The organism is Dactylosporangium sp. NPDC049525 (assembly GCF_040676755.1).
In the GTDB taxonomy this organism is placed as follows: Bacteria; Actinomycetota; Actinomycetes; order Mycobacteriales; family Micromonosporaceae; genus Dactylosporangium.
In genome coordinates this window covers 116,929-131,478 of sequence record NZ_JBFAPO010000017.1, presented here as the reverse complement: position 1 = coordinate 131,478, position 14,550 = coordinate 116,929, and the positions used below count along the sequence as shown (strand labels likewise).

15 protein-coding genes are annotated in these 14,550 nt (G+C 72.3%); 10 read left to right on the top strand and 5 right to left on the bottom strand.

The annotated features are described in order from the left end of the window. Window positions 1-97: 97 nt before the first annotated feature. Entirely contained in the window at window positions 98-1,606 is a 1,509-nt protein-coding gene (locus AB0K00_RS24705; RefSeq protein ID WP_363523883.1) for a PAS domain S-box protein, read from the bottom strand. Window positions 1,607-1,640: 34 nt separating this feature from the next. On the opposite strand from AB0K00_RS24705, the gene AB0K00_RS24700 reads away from it, so the two are divergent. Both AB0K00_RS24700 and AB0K00_RS24695 read left to right on the top strand, forming a co-directional pair. After that, the gene (locus AB0K00_RS24700) at window positions 1,641-2,306 is read left to right on the top strand and encodes a response regulator transcription factor (protein ID WP_363523881.1); all 666 of its coding nucleotides are present in this window, start codon (window positions 1,641-1,643) and stop codon (window positions 2,304-2,306) included. Between the two features lie 79 nt (window positions 2,307-2,385). Next, entirely contained in the window at window positions 2,386-2,772 is a 387-nt protein-coding gene (locus AB0K00_RS24695) for a hypothetical protein (protein WP_363523879.1), read from the top strand. Here the strand turns inward: AB0K00_RS24695 and AB0K00_RS24690 are convergent. Continuing rightward, the gene (locus AB0K00_RS24690) at window positions 2,769-3,644 is read right to left on the bottom strand and encodes a GNAT family N-acetyltransferase (RefSeq protein WP_363523877.1); all 876 of its coding nucleotides are present in this window, start codon (window positions 3,642-3,644) and stop codon (window positions 2,769-2,771) included. The two genes, AB0K00_RS24695 and AB0K00_RS24690, sit on opposite strands and share 4 nt — an antisense overlap. Before the next feature lie 237 nt (window positions 3,645-3,881). Here AB0K00_RS24690 and AB0K00_RS24685 point away from each other — a divergent pair, with 237 nt between their 5' ends. Both AB0K00_RS24685 and AB0K00_RS24680 read left to right on the top strand, forming a co-directional pair. Then, window positions 3,882-4,250, top strand: a complete 369-nt coding sequence (locus AB0K00_RS24685; RefSeq protein WP_363523875.1) for a hypothetical protein — start codon at window positions 3,882-3,884, stop codon at window positions 4,248-4,250. 86 nt (window positions 4,251-4,336) lie between these two features. Further along, window positions 4,337-5,062, top strand: coding sequence for an SDR family NAD(P)-dependent oxidoreductase (locus AB0K00_RS24680; protein ID WP_363523873.1), 726 nt, complete (start codon window positions 4,337-4,339; stop codon window positions 5,060-5,062). A 79-nt stretch (window positions 5,063-5,141) separates the two neighbouring features. Here the strand turns inward: AB0K00_RS24680 and AB0K00_RS24675 are convergent, their stop codons facing one another. Next, window positions 5,142-5,705 carry a DUF3558 family protein gene (locus AB0K00_RS24675; protein ID WP_363523871.1) on the bottom strand — a complete coding sequence of 188 codons (564 nt, stop codon included), beginning with the start codon at window positions 5,703-5,705 and terminating at the stop codon, window positions 5,142-5,144. Window positions 5,706-5,896: 191 nt separating this feature from the next. Here AB0K00_RS24675 and AB0K00_RS24670 point away from each other — a divergent pair, with 191 nt between their 5' ends. Both AB0K00_RS24670 and AB0K00_RS24665 read left to right on the top strand, forming a co-directional pair. After that, on the top strand, window positions 5,897-6,412 hold the full coding sequence (locus AB0K00_RS24670) for a gluconokinase (RefSeq protein WP_363523869.1): 516 nt from the start codon (window positions 5,897-5,899) through the stop codon (window positions 6,410-6,412). A 34-nt stretch (window positions 6,413-6,446) separates the two neighbouring features. After that, entirely contained in the window at window positions 6,447-7,922 is a 1,476-nt protein-coding gene (locus tag AB0K00_RS24665) for an SLC13 family permease (RefSeq protein WP_363523867.1), read from the top strand. Between the two features lie 15 nt (window positions 7,923-7,937). Here AB0K00_RS24665 and AB0K00_RS24660 read toward each other — a convergent pair whose 3' ends face one another. Beyond that, on the bottom strand, window positions 7,938-8,702 hold the full coding sequence (locus AB0K00_RS24660; protein ID WP_363523865.1) for a VWA domain-containing protein: 765 nt from the start codon (window positions 8,700-8,702) through the stop codon (window positions 7,938-7,940). Window positions 8,703-8,794: 92 nt separating this feature from the next. Here AB0K00_RS24660 and AB0K00_RS24655 point away from each other — a divergent pair, with 92 nt between their 5' ends. The 4 genes from AB0K00_RS24655 (at window position 8,795) to AB0K00_RS24640 (ending at window position 14,126) form a co-directional block, all read left to right on the top strand. After that, window positions 8,795-10,381, top strand: a complete 1,587-nt coding sequence (locus AB0K00_RS24655) for a methyl-accepting chemotaxis protein (RefSeq protein ID WP_363523863.1) — start codon at window positions 8,795-8,797, stop codon at window positions 10,379-10,381. A 198-nt stretch (window positions 10,382-10,579) separates the two neighbouring features. After that, window positions 10,580-12,457 (top strand): Calx-beta domain-containing protein, encoded by a 1,878-nt coding sequence (locus AB0K00_RS24650; RefSeq protein WP_363523861.1) that lies wholly within the window; start codon window positions 10,580-10,582, stop codon window positions 12,455-12,457. Window positions 12,458-12,511: 54 nt separating this feature from the next. Beyond that, entirely contained in the window at window positions 12,512-13,078 is a 567-nt protein-coding gene (locus AB0K00_RS24645; protein WP_363523859.1) for a cadmium resistance transporter, read from the top strand. A gap of 40 nt (window positions 13,079-13,118) precedes the next feature. Continuing rightward, a complete protein-coding gene (locus tag AB0K00_RS24640; RefSeq protein WP_363523857.1) occupies window positions 13,119-14,126 on the top strand; it encodes an LLM class flavin-dependent oxidoreductase in 1,008 nt (335 codons plus the stop codon). Here AB0K00_RS24640 and AB0K00_RS24635 read toward each other — a convergent pair. Then, window positions 14,123-14,548: an SRPBCC family protein gene (locus AB0K00_RS24635; RefSeq protein WP_363523855.1), complete on the bottom strand. Its 426-nt coding sequence runs from the start codon at window positions 14,546-14,548 to the stop codon at window positions 14,123-14,125. The genes AB0K00_RS24640 and AB0K00_RS24635 overlap by 4 nt on opposite strands. Window positions 14,549-14,550: the final 2 nt, after the last annotated feature.

The window sequence follows — 14,550 nt, the reverse complement described above, 5'->3', positions numbered from 1 at the left end:
GAGGAATCCTCCCGCCCGCGGGCCGGGCGCGGCAGGGCGCCCGCACCAACGTCCGGCGCGTCCTGCGCCGAACCCCGGCTGTGGTGGCAGCACCACATCAGATCGGGATCCGCGCGCGGACGGTGGTGCCCGCGCCGAGGGGGCTGTCGACGGTGAGGGTGCCGTCGAGCAGCGCGATACGGTCCGCGAGGCCGCGCAGGCCCGAGCCGAGCTCCGCGTCGGCGCCGCCGCGCCCGCCGTCGGTGACGGTCACGGTCAGCTCGTCACCGGACACGGCGACGTCGACCTGGGCGGTGCCGGTCCCGGCGTACCGTGCGACGTTCGTGACCGCCTCGCTGACCACGAAGTAGGCGGTGGCCTCGACCGCCGGCGCGAACCGGTCCGTGGGCAGGTCGCCGAGGCGCAGCTCGACCGGGCCGCGGCGGGCCATGTCGGCGAGGGCGGCGCTCAGCCCGTACCGGGTGAGGCTGGCCGGATGGACGCCCCGGGCGAAGTCGCGCAGCTCGATCGCGGACTCCTCCAGGGCGGCGATGGCGTCGTCGAGGATCGACGCGGCGCGGGCCGGCTGGTCGGGCAGGGCGGTGCGGGCCCGGGCGAGGGTCATCCCGAGGCCGACGAGGCGCTGCTGCGCGCCGTCGTGCAGGTCCCGTTCGAGGCGCTGGCGTTCACCGACGGTGGCGTCCAGCACCCGGCGCCGGGACGCCTTGAGCTCCTCGGCGACCCGATGCTGGTCGCTGAGGTCGCGCAGGTACCCGCTGAACACCGGCCTGCCCTCGACCGCGACCCGGGTGATGGTCAGCTCGACCGGGAACTCGGTCCCGTCGGCGCGCATGCCGGTGATCTCGACGCGCCGGTCCAGCACCCGCGGCTCGCCGGAGGCCAGGAAGCGGCGCAGGCCCTCGCGGTGCGCCGCCCGCAGCGACGGCGGCACGATGAGCTCGGCGAGCTCCCGGCCGACCGCGTCGTCGCGGCGGTAGCCGAAGGTCCGGCACGCGGCCGGGTTGAACTCCAGGATCACCCCGTCGGCGTCGGCGATGACGACACAGTCCAGCGCGGAGTCCAGCACCGCGCGGAGGCGGGCCTCGCTGCGGCGTACCGCATCCGACGCCCGGGCCCGGTGCAGCGCGTCGCCGATGCGCCGGCCCAGGCTCGTCGCCGTCGACACCAGCTCCGGCGGCGGGTCGGCGAGGGCGCTGGTGAAGAACTCGACGATGCCCTCGATCCCGTCAGCACCGTGCAGCGGGAAGCAGAACGCGGCGGACAGGCCCGCGCGCGCGGCGGCGACCGCCCGCGGGAACGACGTCTGCTGCCCGAACTCGCGCACCCACGCCGGCTCGCCGCGCTGCCACACCGCGCCCGGGAGCCCCTCGCCGCGGGCGAGGACCAGGTCGCGGGTCGCCGACTCGAACGACTCGAACCGCGGCGACGTCGACCACGTCGCCACGCAGCGCAGCCCGCCGGGCGTCACCTGCCACATCGCGCCCGCGGACCAGCCCAGCGCCCGGCCGATCGCGTCGAGGACCGGCCCGCCCGCGGGTTCCGGCGCGGCGAGGATGTCGGAGACGGCGTGCTCCAGGCGGAGCAGGAGGGCGAAGTCGACGCTCACGGATCCCCCGGGACAGGCGGTAGGTTACCGACCCATGGGTATCCGGGTCGTCGTTGCGGATGACAGTCTCCTGGTCCGGGAGGGTGTCAGAGCACTGCTCAGTGACCAAGCCGACCTGTCGGTGATCGGACTCGCCGCCGACCACGACGAGCTGCTGTCCACTGTGGAACGGCTGGCACCGGACGTCGTGGTCACCGACATCTGCATGCCGCCGACCAACACCGACGAGGGGGTCCGGGCCGCGATCGCGCTGCGGGGCACCCATCCGGGGATCGGCGTGGTGGTGCTCAGCCAGTACGACGACCCGGCGCACTCGACCGCGCTGCTGCAGGACGGCGTGGCCGGCCGGGCCTACCTGCTCAAGGAGCGCCTCGCCCAGCCGGGCCAGCTCGCCGACGCGGTCCGGGCGGTGGCCGGCGGTGGCTCCGTCATCGACCCGCGGATCGTGGAGACGATGCTCACCGCCCGCAGCCGGCCGGCGGGCAGCGCGCTGCGCCACCTCACCGCCCGTGAGCGGCAGGTGCTGTCGGAGATGGCGACCGGCGCCAACAACACCACGATCGCGGAGCGGCTGTTCGTCACCGTCCGGGCCGTCGAGCGCCACATCAACTCGATCTTCGCCAAGCTCGGCCTGGTCGAGGAGGGCGAGACGCACCGCCGGGTCGGCGCCGTCCTGCTGTACCTCGCCGACCGCGACTGACGCCTGTGGTGCCTGCACCACAGGCGGTGGTGGTGCGACCGTCGTCGCTGCCCAGCGGGGTTGCGGGCAAGCTGAGCGGGTGGACACGCACCTGAGCGACGGCGACGATGTCGTCCCCTGCGGACTGCACCGCGTCGAGGACGGTGCGCGGGTGCATCTGAGCGGGACGCGCGGCGGTTTCCACGTCGAGATCCGCTTCGACGGCGGCGCGATGGTCACGTCCGTGCGCGCGGCGGTGCCGCGGCTGCAGGCCCTCGGCAACACCGCGGGCGCGTTCGTCCCCGACACCGGGACCCCACCGGCGGCCGTCGCGGTGCTGCGGCGGGCCGGCGAGGCCGGCGCGATCTGGCGGGACGTGCGCGTCGAGGGCGGGCCGGACGGGCTCGTCGCGGTGCGCCGGTCCGGGTTGTCCCGGTATCCGCATGACCTGTGGCTGCTGGAGCGGCTCGCCGCGGCGCTCGGCTAGAGGCGTTGCTCCAGGACCTGGCCGGGCCAGTCGACGCCGGTCGACAGCCGGACCGTGAAGGTTTCCGTGGGGGTGAAGCCCTGCCGCCGGTACCAGTCGACGAGGGCCTGGTCGTCGCCGGCGTAGCAGTCGACCCGCAGCAGGCCGATCCCGCGCCGCACGGCGAGCACCCGGGCGTGGTCCAGCAGCAGCGCGCCCAGCCGCCGGCCCTGCCGCGCCCGGTCGGTGACGAGCAGGTTCACGTACAGTTCGGGCTCGTAGACGACCGGGATGTTCTCCGGCGCCTCGCCGACGACGAGCGCACCGACCACGGCGCCGTCGAGCTCGGCGACGTGCAGGTGGCCCTGCGGGACCCAGCGCATCATCGTGGTGAGCCGGCGCGGGTTGGTCGAGTGCGGCTCGGTGCCCCACTGCCCGGTCCGCCCCAGCCCGACCAGCCACCGGGTCGCGCCGTCCAGCAGCCCCAGGACGGGCTTCACGTCGGCGAGGCCGCCCGGCCGGACGTGCGCGTCCGCGGCCGTCAGGGGCAGCTCCAGCTCCAGCTCGTCGTGCGGCGCGATGCCGAACCCACCGACCTCGGGGATCTGCGGCTTGCGGCGCCGGGCCCGCTGGACCGCGCCGGGGTGCACGGCCCGGATCCGCAGCCCGCGGCGCTGGTAGAAGCGCAGCGCGTCGAGGTTGTCGTTGGTGGTGATCAGCCACAGCCGGGTGCAGCCGGCGTCGGCCGCGACCGCCTTCGCCGCGTCGAGCAGGGCCGTGCCGATCCCGCGATGCGGACGCACGGCGTCGATCGTGACGATTTCCAGGCCGGTCGCGGCAATCTCGTAGGTGAGAAGTCCCACCCGTTCGCCGGCGCCGTCCTCGGCGACCAATGCCGGCAGCCGATCCGCGTCACGACCGTTTTCTCCCGTGATGACGTGGACCGCACCGTACAAATTCGTGAGCAATTCTTGCAACCAGGGCAGGTCGTCATCGACACTGGCTCGCACAAGCACCTGTGCACACTATCCGGGAATCGATTTTCGCGGATGCTGCCAAATTCGCGACACTCCAATGTGCGCACCGTTGGTCCATGATGACGGTGAGGTATCACCGGGGAGAGGGCGGACTTGGACGGACGCACGTGGGCACGCAAGCCCCGCTGGGCCGTCGGCGTCCTCGCCCTCGTGCTGGCCTTGCTGTTCGGCGCGACCATCGGCGCACCGACGGCGCATGCCGGGGCCGGCCACCAGCTGCTCACGCCCGACCACCACGAGTGCGGCTCGCGGTCCGGCGGTGACGGAGGCGGGCAGCAACCCCTCATGCTGCACGCCGAGGGTGAGCAGGTGGAGACCCCGGAGGCCACCGGCCACGCGCTCGCGCAGCTCACCACCGGCAGCGCCGCGCAGCTGATGCTTGCCTCGCTCACCGAACCGTCGGCGGGTGCCCGCACGGACCACGCACCCGTCCGCTCCGCGCTGCAGGTCTGGCGCACGTAGATCGAACTCCCACCCCCCGTCGTTGTTGTTGGGCAGCTCGACACGGTTGGAGTGATGTCATGTCCGCGATCGCGGACGGTTCCCGTATGCGTTCGGTCTTCGTCACCGGCGCTTCCCGAGGGCTCGGCGCGGCCCTGTTCCACGCGCTGCAATCCGACGGTGCCAGGGTCTTCGGCCTGGCCCGTACCTTCCCCTCCGAACAGCAGGTGCTCGCGGCGCGGCACCCGGCGTCGGTGCGGCTGCGCACCACGGACCTCACGGAGGCCGTCAGCCTGCCGACGGAGGCCGAGATGACCGCGTTCGTCGGCGAGGCACATGCCGAGGACGAGGTGGTGCTGCTGCACAACGCCGCGACCGTCGAGCCGATCGGGCTCGTCGGCGAACTGGCACCCGAGGAGGTGTTCGCCGCGGTCCAGGTCAACCTGGTCGCGCCGATCCTCCTGACGAACGTCTTCCTGGCCGCCTTCGCCCGCGACCCGGCGCCGCGGCTGCGGATCGTCTACGTCGCCTCCTCGGCGGCGCACCGCAGCTACCCCGGCTGGGCCACGTACTGCGCGACGAAGGCGGGCGCGGAGGCGTTCATGCGCTGCGTCAGCGAGGCGGCGAGCCGCACCTGCACGGTGGAGATCGTCGACCCCGGCGCCATCGAGACGCGGATGCAGCAGACCCTCCGCGAGCGGGGCGCCGGCCTGCCCGGGCACGCCCGGCTGGTCGAGCGGCACCGCACCGGCGACATCGCCGACCCTGAGACGGTCGCGAAGCAGCTCGTCGCCCGGCACTTCCCGCCGCTGGTGGCCATGGCCCCGTCCTGACCGATTTGGGGCGGGGACGCGAACGCGTGGGCCGGTCGGTGCGAGCACCGACCGGCCCACGGCCACCGGGAGGAACGGCTCAGAGACGGGTCGCGACCAGCGCCGCGGTCTTGGTGATCGCGTCGACCCGGGCGGTCGGGTCGCCGTCGTCGACGGTGACGTCGATCGTGACCCGCCGGCCCTTGACCGCGTAGTTGACCCCGACGGTCGTCTTCCCGGACCGGGTCAGGAACGCGGTGCCGGGCGCCCCGGCGATCGTCACGTCGCCGATGATCTCGCCCGGCTTGTACGCGTCGCGCGGCAGGTACCGCTCCGAGCGGTACACCGAGAACTGGATCAGGGCCAGGCGGAAGTTGTCCTCGTCCGCCTTCTGCCAGTCGCAGCCGGCCTCATCGGCGCCGATCACGTCGAGCGCCGGCTGCGGCGGCTTGACGGCCTTGCCGAGCAGCGCCCCGGCCTCCTCGAGGCTGAGCAGCGCGCACGCGTCGGGCAGGTCGCCCTGCGCGACCGTGGTCCGCACCGCCGGTGGCGCGGCGGCGCCGGGTGTGTCCCGGGTACTGGACGGTGCCGGGTCGCCGCCGCAACCGGTCGCGGCGGCCAGGACGATCAGACCGGCGGCGACGCCGGCCGCGAGCTTGCGCATCGGGGCTCTCCTTCGAAGGACTTCAGTCCCTCAAGGCTCGCCGCCGGCGCCCCGGAACACAGTCGCGCCAGCACGTGGATCCGGCCGGTGCGGCGGCGAACGCCGTGGTCGTGCTGGCACCACCATCGACGGGGAATCGACAGCGATTACCGCCGTGTGTAGTGAACCGGTCGCCTGGGTACGGTGTCGCCATGCCGGACACCCCACCTCCAGTGATCATCGTGATGGGTGTTGCCGGCACCGGCAAGACCACCATCGGGGCACTGCTCGCCGGCCGGCTCGGCTGGCTGTATGCGGAGGCCGACGACTTCCACCCGGCCGCGAACGTGACGAAGATGGCGGCCGGTGAGCCGCTCACCGACGAGGACCGGGCGCCCTGGCTCGCCGCCATCGGCCAGTGGATCGACGACCGCGCCGCCGAGGGCATCCCCGGCGTCGTGTCGTGCTCAGGGCTGCGCCGGACGTACCGCGACCAGCTGCGCGACGGCCGCCCGCAGGTGCGGCTCGTCTTCCTCGAAGGCTCCCGCGAGCTGATCACGCGCCGGCTCGCGGCCCGCCACGGCCACTTCATGCGCGTGGAGATGCTCGACAGTCAGTTCGCCGCCCTGGAGCCACCCCAGCCGGACGAGGACGTCACGGAGGTGTCGATCGACGCCACCCCCGAGCAGATCGTCGCCGAGATCATGCTGAGGTCGCGCCTGCACTGAGTTTGGCGCATCGCGCCGGAAGGACGTCACCGCCATGGACTGGACGTCGCACGACACCTGGCTGGTCACCTGGACCCTCGTCGCGATCGCGGTCGTGGTCGTGCTGATCACGCGGTACAAGATCCATCCGTTTCTGGCCCTGATCCTCGGCAGTGCCGTGGTCGGCCTCGGCGCCGGGCTCGCCGCCGCGAACGTCATCTCCGAGTTCGAGAAGGGCTTCGGCAGCACGCTCGGTGGCGTCGGCATCCTCGTGGCCCTCGGCACCATCCTGGGCAAGCTCCTCGCCGACTCCGGCGGCGCCGACCGGGTGGTCGACACGATCGTCGGCCGCGCCGGCGAACGCCGCCTGCCGTGGGCCATGGCCCTCATCGCCATGATCATCGGCATTCCGCTGTTCTTCGAGGTCGGCGTCGTCCTGCTGATCCCGGTCATCTTCCTGGTGGCCCGCCGGGCCGGCACGTCGATCGTCCGGGTCGGCATCCCCGCCCTGGCCGGCCTGTCGGTCATGCACGGCCTGGTCCCGCCGCACCCCGGCCCGCTGATCGCGATCGACGCCCTGCACGCCGACCTCGGCCAGACGCTCGCGTTCGGCCTGCTCGTCGCCATTCCGACGGTGATCATCGCCGGTCCGCTGTACGGGATCTGGATCGGCAGGTTCGTCAATCCCACCCCGCCGGCCCGCCTGGTGGCCGCGTTCGGCATCCGCGCCTCGGCTCAGGACGGCCCCGGCCCCGGCGTCGCCGAGCGGGCCTCCGACAAGGCCGACGACGCCGTCGAGCCCAGCGCGCAGGGTGCCGTCGGCGACGACATCGACGTCGGCGACCCCGAGGACCGGCCGACGTCGCGGCCCGGGTTCGGGTTGACCCTGGCGACCGTGCTGCTGCCGGTGATGCTGATGCTCGGCCGCGCCGTCGCCGACATCACCCTGGACAAGGGCACCCGCGTCCGCACCGTCCTGGACTTCCTCGGGGACCCGTTCGTCGCGCTGCTGCTCGCCGTGCTGGTCGCCCTGTTCACGTTCGGCTACCTGCGCGGGTTCAGCCGGCAGAAGGTCAGCGACCTCGTCGCCGGCAGCCTCCTGCCGATCGCCGGGATCATCTTCATCATCGGCGCCGGCGGCGGCTTCAAGCAGACCCTCGTCGCGGTCGGCATCGGCGACGCCATCGGCAAGGCCGCCGCCGCCAGCGGCATCTCCGCCCTGCTGCTCGGCTGGCTCATCTCCGTCGGTATCCGCCTGGCCACCGGCTCCGCCACCGTCGCGACGGTCACCGCCGCCGGCCTCATGGCCCCGCTGCTCAGCCAGCTCCCCGACACCAACACGGCCCTGCTGGCCCTCGCGATCGGCTCCGGTTCCCTGTTCCTGTCCCACGTCAACGACGCCGGCTTCTGGCTGGTGAAGGAGTACTTCGGCATGACGGTGGGGGAGACGTTCAAGACCTGGTCGGCGATGGAGACCATCATCTCCGTCGTCTCGATCGTCCTGATCCTCGCCCTCGGCGTCGTCGTCTAGCCGTTCCCCCGGCGGCTAGGACAGCACGCCGGCGGCGGTGGCGGCGGTGACCCAGGTGTCCCATTCGTCCGCCATCGCCTCGGCGAACTGCAGGTCGGTGCAGGTGAGCAGGTCCAGCGTCTCGGTCGAGGACTTCGTGTCGACGTTGTCGAGCAGGCGCTTGGTGCCGTCGAGGTCGTCGAGGGTCTGGAAGTACTCGACCGGCCTGACCGCGAGCAGTTTCAGGAACACCGGGTAGCGCGACAGCTCGCACACGACCTTGGTGGTGGCGCGCTTGCTGTCCGGGCCGCCGTCGGCGACGACGATGCAGAAGATCGGCGCGGTGGTCTTCTCCGCCTCGGCGAGGACCAGGGCGAGGGCGTCGGCGAGGTTGGTGGTGCCCATCCAGCCGCGGTGGATCTCGCGGTCCACGACGCCGCTGTAGTTGTCGACGGTCACGTTGACCGTCGGCAGGACGGCGGTGTCGAACGGGATGACCGGCACCGTCCCGTCGATGTCGATCTGCAGCGCGAAGCCCAGGGCGCGTTCGACGAGCGTCTGCACCGCGCCGGACTTGTAGTCGGCGCGCATCGAGCCGGAGTGGTCCAGGATGAGCATCGCCTGCGCCCGGATGCCGCCGAGCCCGCGCCGGTTCAGCGCCAGCCCCGCCTTGTCGGCCCGCTTGGCGAGGTCGACGTGGCCGGACTCGCGGACCTTCGCGAGGTTGACGGCGGGCGCCCCGGAGGGGTCCTTGACGAGGGTCACCGCCCGCGCCGCGGTCAGAGAAGCCTTGCCTGCCATGCTGCGACCGTAACGCTTCGGCCCCGTACGACCATCACCGGATCTGGCAGCTTTCGCCGTGGGTACGGCCAGGACCTGCTCAAATGGGATATATGAGAACCTGGCTCGCGAACCGCTCGGTCCGCTCCAAGGTGCTCCTGGTCGTCGCGGTGCTGGGCGCGGTGGCGCTGGGCACCGGCGTGCAGTCGACGGTGCGCATGTCGCAGATGAACCACGAGGCCGAGCTGCTGTACAACGACGGTCTCGTGCCGATCCAGGAGATCAACGACGTGCTGTCGGCGCTCACGGACGTCCGCGTGAACGTGCTCAACCACGGGATCTCCGGCGGCGGTCCCGGCACGGCCCGGTACGAGGAGCTGCTGGCCCGGGGGTACACCACGTTCGACCAGCGGCTCGCCGTCTACGCGGACACCTCGTCGATGCCGCACCTCGTCGGGCGGCTGCGGGACCTCTTCGCGCAGTACCGGACGGTGATAGACGATCAGTTCCTGCCGGCCAGCCGCGCCGGTGACGACGCCGAGGTGGCCCGGATCCACGACGAGGTCACCGGGCCGCTGGTGTCGCAGGCGATCGACGTGGTGACGGAGATCGGCGCCGCCGAGCGGAAGGTGTCCCTCGCGCGGCTGGAGGCGACCCGGCAGGAATACCGCCAGGCGCAGATCTGGACCTGGGGGATGCTCGCCGTCGGGCTGGTCCTCGCCGTCGCGGTCGCGCTCGCCGTGGCGGGTCAGCTGGTCCGCGCCGTGCACAAGGTGTCCCACGTCGTCACCGGCCTCGCCGACGGCGACCTGACGAGGGTCGCGGACGTGCGGGGCGGCGACGAGCTGGGCACGATGGCGGCCGAGCTCAACATCGCGACCGGGAAGCTGCGCGCCGGAGTCTCCGCCGTCGAGGAGAACAGCGGCGCCCTCGCCAGCGCCGCGCAGGAGCTGTCCGCGGTCAGCAACCAGATCGCCGAGTCCGCCGAGCGCGGCAGCGCCCAGGCGACGACCGTGTCCTCCGCCGCGACGGAGGTCTCGCAGCACGTGCAGACCGTCTCGGCGGGCACGGTGCAGATGGGTGCCGCGATCGGTGAGATCGCCCGCAACGCCGCGGAGGCGGCCCGGGTCGCCGGTCACGGCGTGCTCAGCGCGGAGTCGGCGAGCAGCACGATCGCGCAGCTCGGGGTGTCCAGCGCGGAGATCGGCAACGTCCTCAAGACCATCACCGCGATCGCGGAGCAGACGAACCTGCTCGCGCTGAACGCCACCATCGAGGCGGCCCGGGCCGGCGACGCGGGCAAGGGCTTCGCCGTCGTCGCCGGTGAGGTGAAGGACCTGGCGCAGGAGACGGCGAAGGCGACGGAGGACATCTCCCGGCGGGTCGAGGCGATCCAGCGCGACGCCTCGGCCGCGGCCGACGCGGTCGCCGAGATCGCCGGCGTGATCGGCGAGACCAACCAGTACGCGACGACGATCGCCGCCGCGGTCGAGCAGCAGAGCGCGACGACGGCCGAGATGAGCCGCAACGTCAGCGAGGCCAGCGGCGGGGCGGAGCGCATCGCCGGGACCGCCGGCGGGCTCGCCGAGGCCGCGGAGATGACCGCGTCCGGCGTCACCGAGGCCCGCGCCGCCGCGGAGGATCTGGCCCGCATGTCCAGCGAACTGCGCACGGTCGTGGCGCAGTTCCAGCTGGTGTAAACATTCATACAGAACGGTCCACCCGTCCGGTGGACTGAATTGAATGTGAACCGCATTCCGAACGCACTCACAGGAGTGAATTCGTAAAGGCAGTTGAGCGCTGCTTACAAGAGGTCCGGGCGGTGGGCAAGTCCTGTTTCACGGGTACGCCGCCATTGTTTGCTTCTCCTCGGCAACCGCCGTCCATAGGAGGAGCACGTGAAACTCGCGTCATTACTCAGCCTGGTGCTGACCGCCGGGGCGGTGACCGTCTTCGCGACGGGCACCGCCGCGCAGGCCGCTCCAGGCGTCACTCCGCCCAACGTCAGCCTGACGCTGGGGCCCGGCCAGTCGGCCGACATCGCCAAGCACGTCGAGACCGCGCCGGTGCCCCCGAAGCCCGACGTCGTCTTCCTCGCCGACACCACGGGCAGCATGTTCGACCCGATCGCCGACGTGCGCACCAACGCCGCGTCGGTCATGGGCCAGATCGCGGCGGCGCAGCCGAACGCGCAGTTCGGCGTCGCCGAGTACAAGGACGTCGAGGACTCCGCGCCGTTCACGGTCCGCCAGGACATCACCGCGAACCAGGCGGCCGTCCAGGCCGGGATCGACCTGTGGAACGCCGACGGCGGCGGGGACCTGCCGGAGGACAACCTCAACGCGCTGTTCCAGCTCGCGAACGGCGCCGTGCACTTCCGCGACGGCGGCACCCGCATCATCGTCATCTTCGGCGACGCCCCGTCGCACGACCCGAGCCTCGGCCACGGCCTGGCCGACACCATCGCCGCGCTCAACGCCGCGCACATCCGCGTCGTCGCCGTCGACGTCGGCGGCATGAACGCCGGCGACCAGGCCGAGGCGATCACCTCCGGCACCGGCGGCGTGTACCTGCCGAACGTGCCCGCCGACCAGGTCAGCGCCGCGATCCTCGCCGGCATCCAGGCGATCCAGGTGAAGGTCACCCCGGTGCCCTTCGACTGCGACGCCAACCTGTCGGTGAGCTTCGCGCCGGCCGAGAAGACCGTCGACAGCGGCGCCACCGCCGACTTCACCGAGCACGTCACCGTCGCCGGCGGCGCCGCGCCCGGCACGTACACCTGCAAGGTCGACTTCAAGGTCGACGGGGTCAGCCAGGGTGCGGCCTTCGTGCAGACGCTGTCGGTGAAGGTCCTGAGCCTCTCGATCAACGACGTCGTCGTCGACGAGAACGCCGGCAACGCCACCTTCACGGTCTCGCTGTCGGGCCCGTCCACCGACCCGGTCAGCGTCGGCTTCGCCACCGCCAACGGCAGCGCGACCGCCGGTGCGGACTACCTCAGCAGCGCCGGCACGGTCACCTTCACGCCCGGCCAGACCAGCCGGCCCGTCACGGTGCCGATCGTCAACGACGCGGTCGACGAGCTCAACGAGACCTTCACCGTCAACCTCTCCGCGGCCGTGGGCGCGGGGATCGCCGACGGCACCGGCCTCGGCACGATCGTCGACGCGGACCGCAACGGCACCTTCTCGTGCACGGCGCAGGTGCTGCGGGTCGGCCCGCTGTCCTCGCCGGCGGCGAACCCGGCCAACGTCCCCTGCGCCGACGACAGCAAGATCCTCGCCCAGCTCACCCTCAACTCGGGCCTGATCAAGGTCGAGTCCAAGACCCTGGACGCGAACACGGCGCTGACCCCGGACAACCTCAACACCGCACCCGCGGCCGGAGACAACGGCACGGCCAAGGCTACCGTCGAGTCGGTGAAGATCACCGTCGGCGGGATCGCCCCGGTGACGATCGAGCTCGGCCTCATCCAGGCGACCGCGAAGGCGACCTGCGCGGCCGGCCCCGGCGGCCTCGCGCCGGTGCTCACGGGCGCCTCCAGCATCGCGTACCTGAAGATCAACGGCATCGCGGTGCCGGTCGGCAGCGCGCCGCTGACCGTGCCGCTGGTCATCGGCTCGCTCAAGCTCAACGCGACCACGACCACCCCGACCAGCGTCACCCAGCAGGCCGTCGTCCTCGACACCCTGCTGACCGACGTGGTCATCAGTGAGGCGCGCGCCGACATCCACGGCAGCGCCGCCAACCCGACCGGCAACCCCTGCCGCGTCTGACCTCCCGGCACCGTGCGGCCCGTCCCTGCCAGGGGCGGGCCGTATGCTGCGCCGGTGATCCTCACGGCGGCGGCCGTCTTCGCCGGCACCAACGTCGACGACCTGGTCGTGCTGACGCTGCTGTTCATCGCGGCGCGCACCGGTGCCGGCGCCCGGGCCGGCGCCGTGTGGCTCGGGCAGTATCTCGGCATCGCTGCGCTGGTGGCCGTCTCGGCCGCCGCGGCCGCCGGCCTCACCCTGATCCCCGACGCGTGGATCCGGTTCCTCGGACTTGTTCCGCTGGCATTGGGTGTACTGGGGGCGCTTCGTGCCTGGCGAGGGCGGGACGGTGACGAGGACACCCCTCCGATCGCGGGGGGAGTGCTGGCCGTCGCCGGGGTCACCATCGCCAACGGCGGGGACAACATCGCGGTCTACACGCCGCTGTTGCGCACCGCCAGTCTTGCCGACGCGGCCGTCATGGTCGCCGTCTTCGCCGTGCTGGTCGCGGTGTGGTGCGCGGTGGCCGGCTGGCTCGGCGGTCACCGCCGGGTCGTGTCGGCGGTGTCGGCCGCCGGGCCGTGGCTCACGCCGGTGGTGTTCGTCACGTTGGGCGTGGTCATCCTGCTCGACCTGCTCTGAGCGGGAACATCCGCGGGGCATCCGCTGTTGACCATGGTTTGTGACCGAGATTCCGCTTTCCGTCCTTGACGTCGCGCCCCGGGCCGCCAACGCGTCCGCCGGAGATGCCCTGCGCAACACGACGGAGCTGGCCAGACGCGTCGAGGCACTCGGATACCGCAGGTTCTGGGTCGCCGAGCACCACAACATGCCCGCCATCGCGAGCTCCTCACCCGCGGTGCTGCTGGCGCACCTGGCCGCCGCGACGTCCACGATCCGCGTCGGCTCCGGCGGGGTCATGCTGCCCAACCACGCGCCGCTCGTCGTCGCCGAGCAGTTCGGCACCCTCGAGGCGCTGCACCCGGGCCGCATCGACCTCGGCATCGGCCGGGCGCCCGGCACCGACCAGTACACGGCGCTCGCGCTGCGCCGCACGATGGACGGCCTGTCGGCGGAGAACTTCCCGGAGGAGCTGCAGGACCTCATCGCCTACTTCACCGGCGACGACGCGCAGCAGCGCATCCTCGCCTCGCCGGGGCGCGGCGACAAGCCCGACGTGTGGCTGCTCGGCTCGAGCGGCTTCAGCGCCCAGCTGGCCGGACTGCTCGGGCTGCCGTTCTCCTTCGCGCACCACTTCTCCAGCGCCAACACGCTGCCGGCGCTGAAGCTCTACCGCGACAGCTTCCGGCCGTCGCAGTGGCTCGACGCGCCCTACGCGATGGTGGCCGTCAGCGCGGTCGCCGCCCCGACCGACGAGGAGGCCGCGTTCCTCGCCGGGCCGAGCCAGCTGTCGTTCCTCCGGTTGCGCTCCGGCCGTCCCGAGGCCATGGCGACGCCGGAGGAGGCGGCGGCCTACCCGTACACCGACCGGGAGCGCGAGTTCATCCTGGAACGCCGCGAGGGCCAGGCCCTCGGGTCCCCGGAGACGGTCCGCGGTCAGCTGACCGAGCTGCTGGCGCGCACGCAGGCAGACGAGTTCATGCTGACCTGCATGGTGTACGACGTGGAAGCCCGGGCCCGATCGTTCGAGCTGATCCGCGAGCACGTCGCCCCGCACCTCACCCGCTAGGCGGCCATCCGGCGGGTCAGCTCGGCGGCCCGCTTGAGCTGCACGGCGCTTGCCTGGCGCACCACGTACCGCCGCAACAACGACGGCGACTCGACCGTGATCGACTCGGTGACCTCGGTGCCGTCTCCGGACGGCGTCAACGTCACCGCGGCCCGGAGGCAGACGCGGCCGGGGGAGACCACGGCGCTCACCACCGACAACGCCTCCGGGTGGAGGGTCATCGTCACGCGGATCGGGTTGGTGTAGAAGCGGAAGCGTTCCAGCGCCACGTAGGTGACCTGGTCGCCGTCGGTGTGCACGTCGCGGACGGCGACGACGAGCGGGGACAGCCCCACGTAGGACCGCGGGTCGGCCAGGTGCGCGTAGACCGTGGCCGGCGGGGCGGCCACGACGAACGTGTGAGCGAAGGCATCGACGGGCATGG

Coding starts and splice junctions, on each gene's coding strand:
- AB0K00_RS24700 (WP_363523881.1), top strand. CDS start 1,641: ATGGGTATCCGGGTCGTCGTTGCGGATGACAGTCTCCTGGTCCGGGAG.
- AB0K00_RS24680 (WP_363523873.1), top strand. CDS start 4,337: ATGCGTTCGGTCTTCGTCACCGGCGCTTCCCGAGGGCTCGGCGCGGCC.
- AB0K00_RS24675 (WP_363523871.1), bottom strand. CDS start 5,705: ATGCGCAAGCTCGCGGCCGGCGTCGCCGCCGGTCTGATCGTCCTGGCC.
- AB0K00_RS24670 (WP_363523869.1), top strand. CDS start 5,897: ATGCCGGACACCCCACCTCCAGTGATCATCGTGATGGGTGTTGCCGGC.
- AB0K00_RS24665 (WP_363523867.1), top strand. CDS start 6,447: ATGGACTGGACGTCGCACGACACCTGGCTGGTCACCTGGACCCTCGTC.
- AB0K00_RS24660 (WP_363523865.1), bottom strand. CDS start 8,702: ATGGCAGGCAAGGCTTCTCTGACCGCGGCGCGGGCGGTGACCCTCGTC.
- AB0K00_RS24655 (WP_363523863.1), top strand. CDS start 8,795: ATGAGAACCTGGCTCGCGAACCGCTCGGTCCGCTCCAAGGTGCTCCTG.
- AB0K00_RS24635 (WP_363523855.1), bottom strand. CDS start 14,548: ATGCCCGTCGATGCCTTCGCTCACACGTTCGTCGTGGCCGCCCCGCCG.